At 48.4% G+C, this 13,989-nt stretch carries 14 protein-coding genes; 8 read left to right on the top strand and 6 right to left on the bottom strand.

Features of this window, described 5'->3' with window-relative positions; all coding sequences use genetic code 11:
* Nucleotides 1–561: a F0F1 ATP synthase subunit B gene (locus tag IE094_RS12225; protein WP_373295878.1), complete on the top strand. Its 561-nt coding sequence runs from the start codon at nt 1–3 to the stop codon at nt 559–561.
* Between the two features lie 103 nt (nt 562–664).
* Here the strand turns inward: IE094_RS12225 and IE094_RS12220 are convergent, their stop codons facing one another.
* The 3 genes from IE094_RS12220 to IE094_RS12210 form a co-directional block, all read right to left on the bottom strand.
* Nucleotides 665–1,435 (bottom strand): FadR/GntR family transcriptional regulator, encoded by a 771-nt coding sequence (locus tag IE094_RS12220; RefSeq protein ID WP_189640988.1) that lies wholly within the window; start codon nt 1,433–1,435, stop codon nt 665–667.
* Nucleotides 1,436–1,537: 102 nt separating this feature from the next.
* Complete coding sequence (locus IE094_RS12215) at nt 1,538–2,182, bottom strand: YiaD family glycine zipper/OmpA-like lipoprotein (RefSeq protein ID WP_189640987.1); 645 nt, start codon at nt 2,180–2,182, stop codon at nt 1,538–1,540.
* Nucleotides 2,183–2,286: 104 nt separating this feature from the next.
* On the bottom strand, nt 2,287–3,174 hold the full coding sequence (locus tag IE094_RS12210; RefSeq protein ID WP_229802308.1) for a methylated-DNA--[protein]-cysteine S-methyltransferase: 888 nt from the start codon (nt 3,172–3,174) through the stop codon (nt 2,287–2,289).
* A 48-nt stretch (nt 3,175–3,222) separates the two neighbouring features.
* On the opposite strand from IE094_RS12210, the gene nth reads away from it, so the two are divergent.
* The gene (gene nth, locus IE094_RS12205) at nt 3,223–3,870 is read left to right on the top strand and encodes an endonuclease III (protein ID WP_189640986.1); all 648 of its coding nucleotides are present in this window, start codon (nt 3,223–3,225) and stop codon (nt 3,868–3,870) included.
* On the top strand, nt 3,863–4,858 hold the full coding sequence (locus IE094_RS12200; RefSeq protein ID WP_189640985.1) for an adenosine kinase: 996 nt from the start codon (nt 3,863–3,865) through the stop codon (nt 4,856–4,858). The genes nth and IE094_RS12200 overlap by 8 nt, the downstream gene beginning before the upstream one ends.
* On the opposite strand, the gene IE094_RS12195 is transcribed toward IE094_RS12200, so the two are convergent.
* Nucleotides 4,855–5,658: a sulfotransferase family protein gene (locus IE094_RS12195; protein WP_189640984.1), complete on the bottom strand. Its 804-nt coding sequence runs from the start codon at nt 5,656–5,658 to the stop codon at nt 4,855–4,857. The two genes, IE094_RS12200 and IE094_RS12195, sit on opposite strands and share 4 nt — an antisense overlap.
* Before the next feature lie 147 nt (nt 5,659–5,805).
* Here IE094_RS12195 and IE094_RS12190 point away from each other — a divergent pair, with 147 nt between their 5' ends.
* The 4 genes from IE094_RS12190 (at nt 5,806) to polA (ending at nt 10,885) form a co-directional block, all read left to right on the top strand.
* Entirely contained in the window at nt 5,806–7,371 is a 1,566-nt protein-coding gene (locus tag IE094_RS12190) for a DUF5928 domain-containing protein (RefSeq protein WP_189640983.1), read from the top strand.
* Between the two features lie 8 nt (nt 7,372–7,379).
* The gene (locus IE094_RS12185) at nt 7,380–7,757 is read left to right on the top strand and encodes an HIT domain-containing protein (RefSeq protein WP_189640982.1); all 378 of its coding nucleotides are present in this window, start codon (nt 7,380–7,382) and stop codon (nt 7,755–7,757) included.
* Nucleotides 7,758–7,842: 85 nt separating this feature from the next.
* Nucleotides 7,843–8,019 (top strand): zinc-finger domain-containing protein, encoded by a 177-nt coding sequence (locus IE094_RS12180; RefSeq protein ID WP_189640981.1) that lies wholly within the window; start codon nt 7,843–7,845, stop codon nt 8,017–8,019.
* A 52-nt stretch (nt 8,020–8,071) separates the two neighbouring features.
* On the top strand, nt 8,072–10,885 hold the full coding sequence (polA, locus tag IE094_RS12175; protein ID WP_189640980.1) for a DNA polymerase I: 2,814 nt from the start codon (nt 8,072–8,074) through the stop codon (nt 10,883–10,885).
* On the opposite strand, the gene IE094_RS12170 is transcribed toward polA, so the two are convergent.
* Nucleotides 10,882–11,517, bottom strand: coding sequence for a TetR/AcrR family transcriptional regulator (locus IE094_RS12170; RefSeq protein WP_189640979.1), 636 nt, complete (start codon nt 11,515–11,517; stop codon nt 10,882–10,884). The genes polA and IE094_RS12170 overlap by 4 nt on opposite strands.
* A gap of 422 nt (nt 11,518–11,939) precedes the next feature.
* On the opposite strand from IE094_RS12170, the gene gnd reads away from it, so the two are divergent.
* The gene (gnd, locus tag IE094_RS12165; RefSeq protein ID WP_189640978.1) at nt 11,940–13,355 is read left to right on the top strand and encodes an NADP-dependent phosphogluconate dehydrogenase; all 1,416 of its coding nucleotides are present in this window, start codon (nt 11,940–11,942) and stop codon (nt 13,353–13,355) included.
* A gap of 1 nt (nt 13,356) precedes the next feature.
* Here the strand turns inward: gnd and IE094_RS12160 are convergent, their stop codons facing one another.
* Complete coding sequence (locus tag IE094_RS12160) at nt 13,357–13,956, bottom strand: DUF1285 domain-containing protein (protein WP_189640977.1); 600 nt, start codon at nt 13,954–13,956, stop codon at nt 13,357–13,359.
* Nucleotides 13,957–13,989 lie beyond the last annotated feature (33 nt).

Below are 13,989 nucleotides of genomic sequence, written 5' to 3'. Positions count from 1 at the left end.
ATGATGAAAACAGTTTTAACATCGGCCTTCACTCTGATTGCGTTTCCTGCACTTGCTGCTGGTGGCCCGTTTTTCAGCCTGAACAATACAGACTTTGTGGTTGCGATCGCATTTGTATTGTTCTTGGCATTGCTGACATATCTTAAGGTTCCAGGTAAACTGGCTGGTATGTTGGATAGCCGTGCAGACGGCATCCGCGCAGAACTGGACGAAGCACGTTCATTACGTGAGGAAGCCCAAAGCATTTTGGCCGATTACGAGCGCAAGCAACAAGAAGTGCAAACGCAGGCTGACAAAATCGTAGCGACAGCAAAAGACGAAGCCAAAGCAGCCGCAGCGAAAGCAAAAGAAGATTTGAAATCTTCAATTGCACGCCGCATGCAAGCCGCCGAAGATCAAATCGCATCAGCGCAGGCATCTGCGGTGAAAGAGGTTCGTGATTCAGCGGTAAACGTTGCAATCCAAGCAGCGAATGACGTGATTGCCAAAGGCATGAACGCCAAGGACGCTGGTGGATTGATTGACGCGGCTATCAAGGATGTTGGTGAAAAGCTTCACTAATTAACCTTCGCATAAAAATTTGAAAGCCCTGCAATTTATTGCGGGGCTTTTTTTGCCTTCGGCGAGGATATTTGGACAAAATGGAGGTTAAGGTTGGTTTGCCTTAAGTTCGGGTTCGTGTGGTTTCCAAACGCAATTTGGCGATGTCGTCATGGGATTGCATTGTTTCGTTTTGTTTGAGGCAATCATGAACATAGGTCAGATGAGCCTCGACCGCGCGTCGCGCCGCATCTGGTTTGCGATCGACGATTGCTTGCATGATGTCGCGATGTTGGTTCAACAGATGTACGCGCGTGGTGTCCATTTCAAACATCACCTTGCGATTATAAAACACACCAGTTTTTAGCATGTCGAACATGGACCGCATCATATGAAGGAGCATAACATTATGCGATGCTTCTGTGATGGACATATGGAAATTTGCATCCAATTCAGCATCACGTTCGGGATCGTTTTGATCATGTGCAGTTTGCATTTGTTCAAAGATAGATTGAATTACCAGATGGTCGTTTTTGGTTCCATGCATTGCGGCACGCTCTGCGGCCATTCCTTCGAGATCACGGCGCAAGGCGATATAATCAAAAAACGCTTCTTTGTGGGATGCAAACAGATTGATCAGGGGGGGTGAAAACACATTTCCCAGAATATCGGCGACATAGATCCCTGAATTTGCCTTGCTCGTGAGTAGGCCAGATTCTTGTAATGTTGCGATTGCTTCGCGCAGGGATGGGCGTGATACGCCTAGTTTTTCCGACAACAAGCGTTCGGCGGGCAAACGTTCACCAGGGCGAAGTAGGCCACGTAGTATCAATTGTTCGATTTGGTGAACTACCGCGCTTGCGACGCGTTCTTGGGCGATGGGTTGAAATGGCATGCGTTCTCCTAATTGGTAAAAGAATATGACCAGTTAGGCGTGGGCGCAAGATATGAAAAGGGCGGCGCAATGGCCGCCCCAAAATTTGTAGTTAACGTCAGATTAGTTTGATGGTGTGATGATGATTTCCACGCGACGGTTTGCAGCGCGTCCCGTTGGATTGTCATTTGACATCACCGGTGATGTTTCACCACGGCCATAAGAGCGGATGCGATTAGGGTTCACACCAGCACCAACCAAGACACCTGTGACCGATTGTGCACGGCGTGCAGATAGACCTTGGTTATAACCAGCGTCCCCCACGTTATCCGTGTGTCCGATGACATCAACCATAGAATTTGGATATTGTTGCAAGTTGGTTGCCAGTGAATTCAGATGCCCTTGCAATGTTGGGCGCACATATGTGCTGTCTGTTTCGAATGTGATTGCTTCTGGCAGGGTTACGATCAATTCGGAACCTGTGTTGGTGATGGTTGCACCACTTCCGCCCATCTGATTGCGCAGATCGCGTTCTTGTTTGTCTAGCTCGTTACCGATGACGGCACCCGTGCCAGCGCCGATAACGGCGCCCGTGATAACGTTTTTGGGTTTGCCGCCGTCAATGGCGCCAACAATCCCGCCCAGAACGGCACCAGCGATTGCGCCTTCGCGGCCTTTTTCGCCCAAGCTGCCATCGTCATTGGCACATGCCGTTAATGTTAATGCTGCGACACCACTGATGGATGTGATTTTCATGAGAGTTTTCATGTTTATTCCTTAATTTGCCTCGTGATCAGATGTGTTCACTGCTGGGCAATAATCAAGTCACAATCGCGTAGATTGGGTGTAATCGGCAATAAATCGCCATAAAATTAGGGGTTTTTTGAGCTGTCGAAACGTGCGGATTCCCATGCCAGCATCGCGCGTTTTACAGGCAAACCCCAATGATAACCGCCAAGACCACCCGATTTTCGCAGGGCGCGATGACAGGGTATCAGCCATGAAATCGGATTGCGCCCCACGGCGGTGCCAACAGCGCGAACCGCCTTGGGATTGCCGATGGTTTTGGCGATTTCGCCATATGTTGTGACTTGACCAGAGGGGATAGTTAACAAAGCTTCCCATACTTTGATCTGAAACGGGGCGCCGATCAGGTGAAGGTTGGTTTGCCCCTGCATTGCGAGAATATTATCCACCCACGGGCGCAGGTGATCAGGATTTTCCACAAATTGTGCATTCGGCCAACGTGCGGTCATATCCGCAAAGGTTGCCTGTTGACCAAATTCGGACCCAAAGGCCATACCACATACCCCGCGCGACGTACCCATGACCAATGCCGCGCCAAATGGAGTTTCAAACCAACCATAGCAAATGGTTAAACCCGCACCCTTGCGGCTGTATTCACCAGGGCTCATTGCCTCCCATGACAAAAATAAATCGTGGAGCCGACCAGAACCCGACAGGCCAGATTGCAGCGCGGTATCCAATACGGTGAACCGATCATCGAGCATGGATTTTGCGTGGTTGAGGGTTAGATATTGCAAATATTTTTTTGGGCTGACGCCAGCCCATCGACTAAAGACTCGTTGAAAATGGGCGGGCGATAGCCCAACGGCCGCGGCGACATCGTCCAAACTGGGCTGAGCATTGGCGCTGGTTTCAATATGTGCGATGGCGCGTTCAATCACGCCGTAATGGTATGGATCATGTTTCATACGGGTAAAATGGCGCAAGTTGCCCCGTGTTTCCACCCGAAACATGCGGGTTTATCCTTGGCTTTGATCAATTCGCATGGCAAAAGACCGCCCATGCCACAACAGCTTGATTATCACACCATATACGAAATTTTTCGCCGTTTTCGCGAACATGAGGCCGAGCCGAAGGGCGAACTGGACCATGTGAACGCATATACCTTGGTGGTGGCGGTGGCACTGTCCGCACAGGCTACAGATGTTGGCGTGAATAAGGCGACGAAAGAATTGTTTAAAATTGCCGATACGCCTGAAAAAATGCTCGCCCTTGGTTTGGATGGATTAACGGAACATATCAAAACCATTGGATTGTTCCGCCAAAAGGCAAAAAACGTGATGAAGTTAAGCCAAATATTGGTCGATGATTATCAATCCATTGTCCCATCATCACGCGCAGCACTCGAAAGTTTGCCAGGCGTGGGGCGCAAAACCGCAAACGTGGTTTTAAATATGTGGTTCCATCAACCAACACAGGCGGTGGATACACATATTTTACGTTTTGGAAACCGAACAGGTGTGGCCAAAGGCAAAGATGTGGTCGCGGTGGAACGCGCCATCGAAGATCACATTCCAGCAGAATTTCAACACCATGCGCATCACTGGATGATCCTGCATGGGCGTTACACCTGCAAAGCGCGAAAACCAGTTTGTGCAAATTGCATCATCGAAGATTTGTGCCAGTATGAGGAAAAAACGAATGTCTAAGAAATTTCAGGTTGTTGGAATCGGCAACGCCATTGTCGATGTGCTGGCGCATTGTGAAGATAACTTTTTGGTCGATAACGGTATCGAAAAGGGCATTATGCAATTGATCAATACGGATCGCGCCGCAGAGCTTTATTCACATATGGGGCCAGCGACCGAAATTTCTGGCGGCTCGGGTGCCAATACAATTGCTGGTTTGGCCGCACTGGATGTGCGCACTGCATATGTGGGCAAGGTGAAAGACGATCAGCTGGGTGCCATCTTTGCCCATGACATTCGCGCAATGGGCGCGGTTTACGAAACACCATTGGCCCCCAAAAGCGATGATGCGGAAACGGGGCGTTGCATGGTTTTGGTGACACCAGATGGCGAACGTTCATTGAATACATATCTGGGTGTTTCTGAACATCTTAGCCCTGATGACATTGATGTTGATCAAATGGCCGATTGTGAATGGTTATATCTGGAAGGATATCGTTTTGATGGCCCCGAAAGCCATGCCGCATTCGCCAAGGCGATTGAAGCGTGCAAATCCACAGGTGGAAAAGTTGCGGTTTCATTGTCCGATCCGTTTTGCGTGGAACGCCACCGTGATGCATTCAAGCAATTGATCGCAGACCATGTAGATTTGTTGTTTTGCAACGAACATGAAATGATGGCGATGTATGGTGATACATCGCTTGATGATGCATTGGCCTTGGCGGGGCAGCACACCGAAATGGTGGCCTGTACCATCGGTAAGAACGGCGCGCTGATCATCAAGGATGGAAAAACACATCATGCAGACGCGGCACCCGTTGCACGCGTAGATGCAACAGGTGCGGGTGATTTATTCGCATCTGGGTTCATGTATGGATTGGTAAACGGGCATGACATGTTGACCTGTGGTCAAATGGGCTGTGTCGTTGCAGGCGAGGTGATCGGCCATATCGGTGCGCGCCCAGAGGCGGATATTAAACAGCTTCTTGCCGAAAACTTTACGCTTTAGTCACCCAAAACCGCGTGAACCATATCAAGGTCGATTTCTTTGACGGGTTCTTTGCGCGATGGATCTTGCCAGTCATAGCCAAACATATCGAAATCACGTTTGTAGATTTCGTAAACCAAATGAATGGACAGATCGTCAAAATAGTCTGCCACAGGATGGGCGCGTTTTGGCCCGTGGCCTTCGCTTTCGTTAAAACGAGGCATCGTGTCGATGTCGAGCTGGTGCTTGGCATCGACGTTTTTCATCACGTCTTTCATGCCTTCTTTGAAATTTTCGGTGGTGATGATTTTGTTATAGCGACCGCCATTCACGATCAGCGTTGATGCGTGACCAGATGTTGATGACCAATGAATGTCTGGGTCCATGGGGCGGCGAAAACGAATGGTATCGCGTGCGAACAGCAAAAAACGGCGAAACGATTTGATTTGATCAAAATCGCCTGTGTTTTCAATGCCATATTGCGCAATCAGCTTTGGCACCATGTTGCCGCGATAATAATTGCCGTTACGCTGAATCCCGCAAATTTTATCAAAAAACGAAGACAGAATGCGCGTGTACGGGTTGCGCACACATGTGAAGGTATAGGTATCTTGGGCGCGCATGCGGTCAATGATGTTTTGCTTGGATTCTTCGATGCCCCATTTGTGAATACCAGAGGTCGCATCATGTACATCACCGTCGAAAAATTCGCCGTGGTCGGAATAATACATAATTTGCCCGATTGTCGAACATGCACATTTTGGAATGACGCGATAGGCCACGCTATTGCTTTGTGTCATCCAAGTTCCTGGGAAACCCATATTTTATTCACCTATTATATCAATGAAATGCATCTAAAATTCGAATTAGGAAATTATAAGGCATTTTGAAAATAATCCACATAAAAGTGGACAATTTGAAATATCCAAGCCATAGCAACACTGCTGTGCAACCAGACGGAAAAGAATTTGGCAAAGATCGCGTATATTTTACTGTGCCACGCAAATGCAGAGGCAATCGCACAACAGGCCACGGCGTTGGTGAATGCGGGCGATTGTGTTGCCATCCATTTTGATGGCGCTGCCCCCCAAAGTGAATTTCAAAAACTCAAATCGTTGTTGTCGGATGTGCCAAATGTGGCATTTTCCAAACGGGTGAAATGCGGTTGGGGGGAATGGTCGTTGGTGCAAGCAACGTTAAATGGGCTGCAAACCGCAATTGATCATTTTCCCGACCTTACACATTGTTTTTTGATATCAGGTGATTGTTCACCCATTAAATCTGCGGCCTATGTTCATCAATCCCTTGATGCGGAAAATACTGATCATATCGAACATCATGATTTTTGGAACGCAGGTTGGATTCAAACTGGGATCAAGGAAGAACGGCTTCACTATCGCCATTTTCTGAATGAACGCAAATATCCAAATCTGTTTTATCATCTGATCAAAGCGCAACAAATTTTGGGTTTAAAACGTGATGTCCCCAAGGGTTTTGAGATGAAAATCGGATCACAGTGGTTTTGCCTGCGCCGATCAACGGTGGATGCGGTGCTTGCGTTTGTTAAAAAACGCACCGATGTTGTGCGATTTTTCAAAACTGTGTGGATTCCAGACGAATGCTTTTTTCAAACTGTGGTGTCGTATTTGGTTCCACAAGAAGAAATCAAAAACTCCCCACCAACGTTTTTGATGTTTTCTGATTATGGCAAGCCGGTCACGTTTTACAGCGATCATATGGATTTTCTTACCCGCCAAGATCGCTTTTTCGCGCGCAAGGCATCCACAAATGCAGGCCCATTTCGCACCAAGTTGTTGGATTTATATCAATCCGAAACCATGCCGAAAACCGTCAAGGATGACGGCAAAAACATTTTTGGCCATTTGGTGCAAGCAGGGCGACATGGGCGGCGATTTTCGGGGCGTATTTGGGATCGTGGTAACAGCATCGGCAAGGGGCGAACGGTTTATGTGATTGTATCATTTGATCGCCGCCTCGGTCGTGCGCTCTCGTCTATGGTGTCGCACATGACAACACTTTCCAGCTGTGGTTATATCTTTGAAGAAGATGATGCAGAAATTTTGGATCTGGGCGGTTTGCAATCAAATGTTGAAAAACGCAGCCGCCATCGCCGCGCATTTTTGCGCACGGTATTTGACGCCAGAAATTCGGATCGTCTGGCGATTTGTGTGACACCCAGCGCGAAATATGTGATTGATGATATTTTTCATGACGCATGTGAAACGCGGGTGCTGTTGGTCGAAAGCGATGAAGATAGCGAAATCCGCCACGAGCTTCGCAAAAAGCTTGGCGAAGATGCAACATATTCTGATTTTGAAAGCGATCAAATCGCGCGTGCAATGAAAATGGAAATTGCGGAAAAAAATGACGAAATCGGCTCCGCTGGTTATCACGATTTTTTCCACATTACACGCAATGCAAAGTCTGAAAAACAGGTTGCAGTATTGGCTGAATTTTTGGAAGTATCTCAAAAGAAGGCCACGCCATTACTGGCGGCGCTGAAAACGAAATAGGATCATTCATGGCTTATCAATACGACGATCAAAATATCTTTGCTAAAATTTTGCGTGGTGAAATCCCGAATGGCACGGTTTTGGAAACGGATCATTGTTTGGCATTTCGCGATATCGCACCCCAAGCACCTGATCATGTGTTGATCATTCCAAAAGGCGCATATGTGAATTTTGATCACTTTGCGAATAATGCCAGTGACGCTGAAATCCTTGATTGGGTACACACCATTGGCAAGGTTTGCACATTGTTGGGGGTTTGCCCTGATGAGGCGAACGGCTATCGGTTGATCGCAAATTCTGGCAAACATGGTGTCCAAGATGTGCCACATCTGCATGCGCATATTTTGGCAGGACGCATGTTGGGGCGGATGTTACCAGCCACCTGAAACTTGCGCAAAATCGGCACAACCCATTGCAGCAATCGCAATGCTTAGCTAAACAAGTTCAACAGTTGAATTTCGGAGCAAATGAATGTCTCAAGACGCACCAGAAACAGTTTATGTCGAAAAATACCGCATCGCATGTGATGGCGGCGAAGGTGGGCATCCACGCGTATGGCTGCAAATTCCGGCTGAACATGGTTGGGTGGAATGCCCATATTGCGATTGCAAATATGTTATCAAACCAGACGCAGATAACGCGCATTAAACTGGCGGTTTCTGTCGGTTAAAAGAATATTAAAATCAAAGAGGGTGTCAGGATGTCACAAACAACGTTTGGTAAAGGTCATCATTTACACCTGATTGATGGGTCGGGATTTATTTTCCGTGCCTATCACGCCTTGCCCCCGCTCACGCGTAAATCCGATGGATTGCCCGTGGGTGCGATCAGCGGCTTTTGCAATATGCTATTCAAAATGGTCGAGGATCAAAAAGGATCAGATGCACCAACCCATCTGGCCGTGGTGTTTGATCACAAGGGTAAAACATTTCGATCCGATATCTATCCCGAATACAAGGCTCACCGCCCACCCGCACCAGAAGACCTCGCACCGCAATTCCCGATCACACGTGATGCAACACGTGCGTTCAACTTGGCCTGTATCGAAACCGAAGGTTTCGAAGCAGACGATATCATCGCAACATTGGCAGATCAGGCACGCACAGCAGGTGCACGCGTCACAATCGTTTCATCAGACAAGGATTTGATGCAAATGGTTGGCGGTGGTGTTGAAATGTATGATGCGATGAAAAACCGCCGCATCGGCGTTGAACAGGTCGAAGAAAAATTCGGCGTTGGCCCAGATCGTGTGATTGATGTGCAATCACTGGCGGGCGACAGTGTGGATAATATCCCAGGTGCACCGGGTATCGGAATTAAAACCGCCGCGCTCTTGATCAACGAATACGGTGATCTGGATACGTTGTTGGAACGCGCAAGCGAAATTAAACAGCCCAAACGCCGCGAAACCCTGATTGAAAAGGCAGATCAGATCCGCGTCAGCCGCGAATTGGTGACATTGAAATTGGATACACCAATTGATTTGTCATTTGACGACATGGCGGTGAATGCCCCCGATCCAGATGTATTGCTGCCGTTTTTGGCGGAAATGGAATTTCGCACCATGTCCGCACGGATTGCGGCAAAGCTGGGTGTTGATGCGCCTGCGATTGCCGAACCGGTTTCCGACACTGGCCCATCGGGCACAGCCACACCAGCCGCACAATTGCCAATTGATCCGGAAAAATACGAAACCGTGTGCGATGTTGATCGTCTGAACGCTTGGGTTCAAAAAATATATGATCGCGGGTATGTCGCGGTGGACACCGAAACCACGGGTTTAAACGAAATGATCGTTGATCTGGTCGGGATATGTTTAAGCGTAGAGGCGGGCGAAGCCTGCTATATCCCGCTGATCCACAAAGAGGGCGAAGGCGATTTATTTGGCGGTTCCAACCTTGTGCCCGATCAAATCCCCCTTGATCAAGCCTTGGATATCCTGCGCCCGATGTTAGAGGATGAAAGTATCCTGAAAATCGGGCAAAACATGAAATATGATGCCAAGATTTTAAAACGCAATGGCATTGATATCGCCCCGATTGATGACACGATGTTGCTGTCATATGCGCTGCATGGCGGGTTGCATAATCACGGTATGGATGCGTTGTCCGAACGCTATCTGGATCACAAACCGATTTCGATTAAATCGATTTTGGGCACAGGAAAATCCGCGATCACATTTGATTTGGTTCCAATTGATGAGGCGACGAAATACGCCGCCGAAGATGCCGACATCACATTGCGCCTTTGGCAAATGTTTAAACCACAGCTTCACGCGGCCAAGGTTTCAAAGGTTTACGAAACACTTGAACGCCCATTGATCCCTGTGCTTGCAAAAATGGAAATGAACGGGATCAAGGTTGATCGCGATCACCTGTCGCGCATGTCCAATAGTTTTGCGCAATCCATGGCGGGATTGGAATCTGAAATTCACGAACTGGCGGGGCGGTCATTCAATGTGGGTTCGCCAAAACAGCTTGGTGAAATCCTGTTTGATGAACTGGGGCTTGAGGGTGGCAAAAAGGGTAAAACGGGCGCATATTCAACCGGTGTTGATATTTTGGAAGACTTGGCCGCAGAGGGTCACGATCTGCCAGCACGCGTGTTGGATTGGCGTCAAATGTCAAAACTCAAAAGCACCTATACCGACGCGCTGCAAACCCATATCAATCCTGATACGGGGCGGGTACATACATCCTATGTAATTTCGGGCGCGTCCACGGGGCGGTTGGCTTCCACCGATCCAAATTTGCAAAATATTCCGATCCGTTCCGAAGCAGGGCGCAAAATCCGCGAGGCATTTGTTGCCGAAGAGGGCAATGTATTGCTCGCGCTGGATTACAGCCAGATCGAGCTGCGCATTTTGGCGCATATCGCCAAAATTGATAATCTGAAACAGGCGTTTTTGGATGGGCATGACATTCACGCCATGACCGCATCCGAAATGTTTCACGTCCCGATAGAGGGCATGGACCCAATGATCCGCCGCCAAGCCAAGGCGATTAACTTTGGTGTGATTTATGGGATAAGCGGATTTGGCCTTGCGCGGAATTTGCGTATTCCACGCAAAGAGGCGCAGGCGTTTATCGACACCTATTTCGAACGCTTCCCCGGCATTCGCAAATATATGGATGATACGGTGGCATTCGCCAAAGAACACGGCCATGTTGAAACGCTCTTTGGGCGCAAAATTCACACCGCTGAAATCAATGCCAAAGGCCCCCATGCAGGTTTTGCCAAACGCGCCGCAATCAATGCGCCAATCCAAGGCACCGCCGCCGATGTAATCCGCCGCGCAATGATTCAAATGCCCGATGCGATCAAACATCTGCCTGCAAAAATGTTATTGCAGGTGCATGATGAATTGTTGTTCGAGGTGCCAAAAGATGCGGTCGAAGAAACAACCGAAACGGTACGCAAAGTCATGGAAAATGCGGCCAATCCCGTGGTGAAACTAGACGTGCCATTAACCGTGGATGCGGGTGTTGGAAACAACTGGGCCGAAGCGCATTAGTCAACTTCGTCTTTATATCTCACCGCGCGAAGATTTCGCACAACTGTATCGTTGATCACTGCGTCTAATTGATCGGAATCCATCCGCGCACCTGATTGTGCCAAATCGGCCGCGCCATGAACCGCTGACCAAATATAGCGCACATCAGAAATGTTTGGTTTACGGTCCAATGCGCCCAATTCATATAAATCGTTCAAATTTTCGCCTGTCGCATCCAGCGGCGTGTAACGCATATGCTCTGAATCTTTCATCATGCGTTCACGGCACAACACGCCTATGCGTCCAAACATCATGTGCCACAACGCGGGTTTGGCAATTGCAAAACTGATATATGCCTTAACCAGCGCATGGGTGCGTTCAATTGCGGTTTTCACATCTGTTGCAGGTGAACCTTCTGGACGGATTGCCAAAAATATTTCGCGCAATTCCAAAAAACCAAGATGGGCCACCTCTGCAAGTAATGAATCCTTGTCTGGAAAGTGACGATATACAGCGCCCGAAGAAACGCCAAGATCACGCGCAGCCTTGCGCAATGACATGGTTTCAACATGCCCGTCCAACGCGGCATCCATTGCATAATCAATCAATGCTTCTTTCAGGTCGCCGCGTTTCAATTTTTGAACTTTTTCCATAATTTTTTGTAATCACTGTTTACATCGGCGTCAATCAATACTAAATAAGCGATGCTTACAAATAGTAAGCGATGCTTACAAAACATGTTAGGATGTTGAAATGGCTAATTTTTTAAAACTCTCTACCACCGCAAGAATCGCTCTTGGCGTTGTTGCGTTGGGAATGTTGACCGCTTGTGCTGATACTGGAACAAAATCTTACTCTGCCGCGGGATGGAATGATCTGAACGAAATACCTCATACAAGTAGCTCGTTCTGATTAACTGGCTTGCCGTGAAATTACGTTTCATACATGCGGATATGTCTCTCCCCACAGCATTCGCATCCTTCACGGCAAGCCAAAAAATCAACGCCGCATCTTTAAGTACTTGCATGCCGATTGCACAAAGGGTTTTCTATCTGAAATAAAATCGGAGTTGTGAATGGCACATGTGGGGTTGATTGGTATCGGTGTAATGGGCGCATCTTTTGCGCAAAATTTAGCAGAAGAAGGCCATTCTGTTTCAATGTTGGATCGCAGCATTGAAAAAATGCAAGCGGTCGCGGATGCAGGTAAAACGCTCAAAGGCGATTTGATCATCTGCAAAGACGCAGAAGCATTGATAAAATCGCTCCCCACACCGCGCACGGTTCTGGTACTTGTCCCATCAGGTGCACCATTGGATAGCGTGATTGAAATGGTCAAACCCCTGTTGGACAAGGGCGATTTGATCGCTGATCTGGGAAATTCATATTACAAAGAAACCGAACGGCGCACGGCCGAATTGGAAAATCTCGGCCTGTATTTTCTTGGCATGGGTATTTCAGGCGGTGCCGAAGGCGCGCGCCACGGCCCATCAATCATGGCGGGCGGATCACGCGAAAGTTGGGCACGGGTGGAAGGCGCGCTTAAAGACGCCGCCGCCAAATTCGAAGGCACGCCATGTTGTGATTGGTTCGGGCCAGGTGGATCGGGGCATTTTATCAAAATGCTGCACAACGGTATTGAATATGCCGACATGCAGCAAATCGCAGAATCTTATGGCATTATGCGCGATGGTTTGGGGATGTCTGCGGGCGATATCGCAGATGTATATAAATCATGGATGAATGGGCCGCTAAATTCATATCTGATTGAAATCGCCGGCGAAGTTGCCGCCGCTACCGATCCGAAAACCGGCGGAGCAATGTTGGATATCATTCTTGATAAAGCAGGGCAAAAGGGTACGGGGCGTTGGTCCGTGGTGGAATCATTGCATTTGGGTCAGCCAAACAGCCTGATCGCCGCCGCTGTTGAAGCACGAAATTTATCTGCGCAAAAAGACTCGCGTCTTGAAATGGAAACGATATTTGGCGCATCGCCAACAGCGTTGGGAAATTCGCTGGGGGATCGGGTTGATGCGATAAATTCATTGGAACAGGCGATGATCGCCGCCAAGGTTTGCGCATATATCCAAGGGTTTGAAATTTTAAATGCGGCATCAAACGAATTTGAATGGAATTTGGATTTGGCGGCAATTGCGCGTGTTTGGCGTGCTGGATGTATCATCCGCTCGGTGTTTTTGGACGAAATTTCAGATGTTTATGACAATGGCGGGCGATCCAATCTGGCGCTGTCACCGGTATTTGGCCAACGCTTAAAAGATCACATTCCCGCGTTGCAACAGGTAACAGCGGCGTCTGTTGCCCATGGTTTGCATGTCCCTGCAATGTTTGCAGCGCTTAGTTTTCATAACATGTCACGCACGGGCCAATCCACCGCAAACATGATCCAAGGATTGCGCGATTATTTTGGTGCACATACGTTTGAACGTCTTGATGATCTGGGCACGGCTGTAAATGGGCCGTGGCACGATTGATTTAAGTGAGTTCGGCCACTGGAATGATTGGGAAAAATGTGCCCGACGACCAAACCCCGAACCAATCCACACCGTCATGTTTCGCCTGAACACCCAAATCAACCAAGCGATAAAAGCTCTTGCGATCTATTAGTGCTTCTAGATTCGTGCGGATCAAAACATATGGGCTAGGCTCGCCTGTTTTAGGGTCGCGTTCCACACGAATTGGGTTATCCGCACTGGCAACCGCTTCGTCATCCACATGGGTATGAAATGTGATGATTTGATCGCGTCCAGTTCCAGAGACCTGAAAATCAATTGCCACAAACGGGGCATCGTCAACCGTGATGCCAACCTTTTCCACGGGTGTAACCAGAAAATAATCTTCGCCGTCTTTGCGAATGATGGATGAAAACAGTTTCACTAGCGGTTTTCGGCCAATTGGTGTGCCCAAATAAAACCATGTGCCATCGCGTGCGATGCGCATATCGAGATCACCACAAAACTCTGGATTCCACAAATGGACGGGCGGCGGGCCCTTTTTTGTCGCCTTTGTGGCCGCTTGTGCGATGCTATCTGCACTGGGCGCAGGCGTTTTTTCTCCATTTGTCGTATTTGTCATTTGTCATCGCCACAATTTGTTCGTTTAATGAAC

Origin of the sequence: Paramylibacter ulvae (assembly GCF_014652655.1) — a bacterium.
Taxonomy (GTDB): Bacteria; Pseudomonadota; Alphaproteobacteria; order Rhodobacterales; family Rhodobacteraceae; genus Amylibacter; species Amylibacter ulvae.
Note: the sequence above shows the minus strand (reverse complement) of the source record. Positions and strands in the feature narration are given on the sequence as shown.

Bases quoted from the DNA above. Each gene is read 5' to 3' on its own strand.
- IE094_RS12225 (WP_373295878.1), top strand. From the start codon at position 1: ATGATGAAAACAGTTTTAACATCGGCCTTCACTCTGATTGCGTTTCCT.
- IE094_RS12195 (WP_189640984.1), bottom strand. From the start codon at position 5,658: ATGGGTTTCCCAGGAACTTGGATGACACAAAGCAATAGCGTGGCCTAT.
- IE094_RS12210 (WP_229802308.1), bottom strand. From the start codon at position 3,174: ATGTTTCGGGTGGAAACACGGGGCAACTTGCGCCATTTTACCCGTATG.
- gnd (WP_189640978.1), top strand. From the start codon at position 11,940: ATGGCACATGTGGGGTTGATTGGTATCGGTGTAATGGGCGCATCTTTT.
- IE094_RS12215 (WP_189640987.1), bottom strand. From the start codon at position 2,182: ATGAAAACTCTCATGAAAATCACATCCATCAGTGGTGTCGCAGCATTA.
- IE094_RS12170 (WP_189640979.1), bottom strand. From the start codon at position 11,517: ATGGAAAAAGTTCAAAAATTGAAACGCGGCGACCTGAAAGAAGCATTG.
- IE094_RS12200 (WP_189640985.1), top strand. From the start codon at position 3,863: ATGTCTAAGAAATTTCAGGTTGTTGGAATCGGCAACGCCATTGTCGAT.
- IE094_RS12180 (WP_189640981.1), top strand. From the start codon at position 7,843: ATGTCTCAAGACGCACCAGAAACAGTTTATGTCGAAAAATACCGCATC.
- IE094_RS12160 (WP_189640977.1), bottom strand. From the start codon at position 13,956: ATGACAAATACGACAAATGGAGAAAAAACGCCTGCGCCCAGTGCAGAT.
- IE094_RS12185 (WP_189640982.1), top strand. From the start codon at position 7,380: ATGGCTTATCAATACGACGATCAAAATATCTTTGCTAAAATTTTGCGT.
- IE094_RS12220 (WP_189640988.1), bottom strand. From the start codon at position 1,435: ATGCCATTTCAACCCATCGCCCAAGAACGCGTCGCAAGCGCGGTAGTT.
- nth (WP_189640986.1), top strand. From the start codon at position 3,223: ATGCCACAACAGCTTGATTATCACACCATATACGAAATTTTTCGCCGT.
- polA (WP_189640980.1), top strand. From the start codon at position 8,072: ATGTCACAAACAACGTTTGGTAAAGGTCATCATTTACACCTGATTGAT.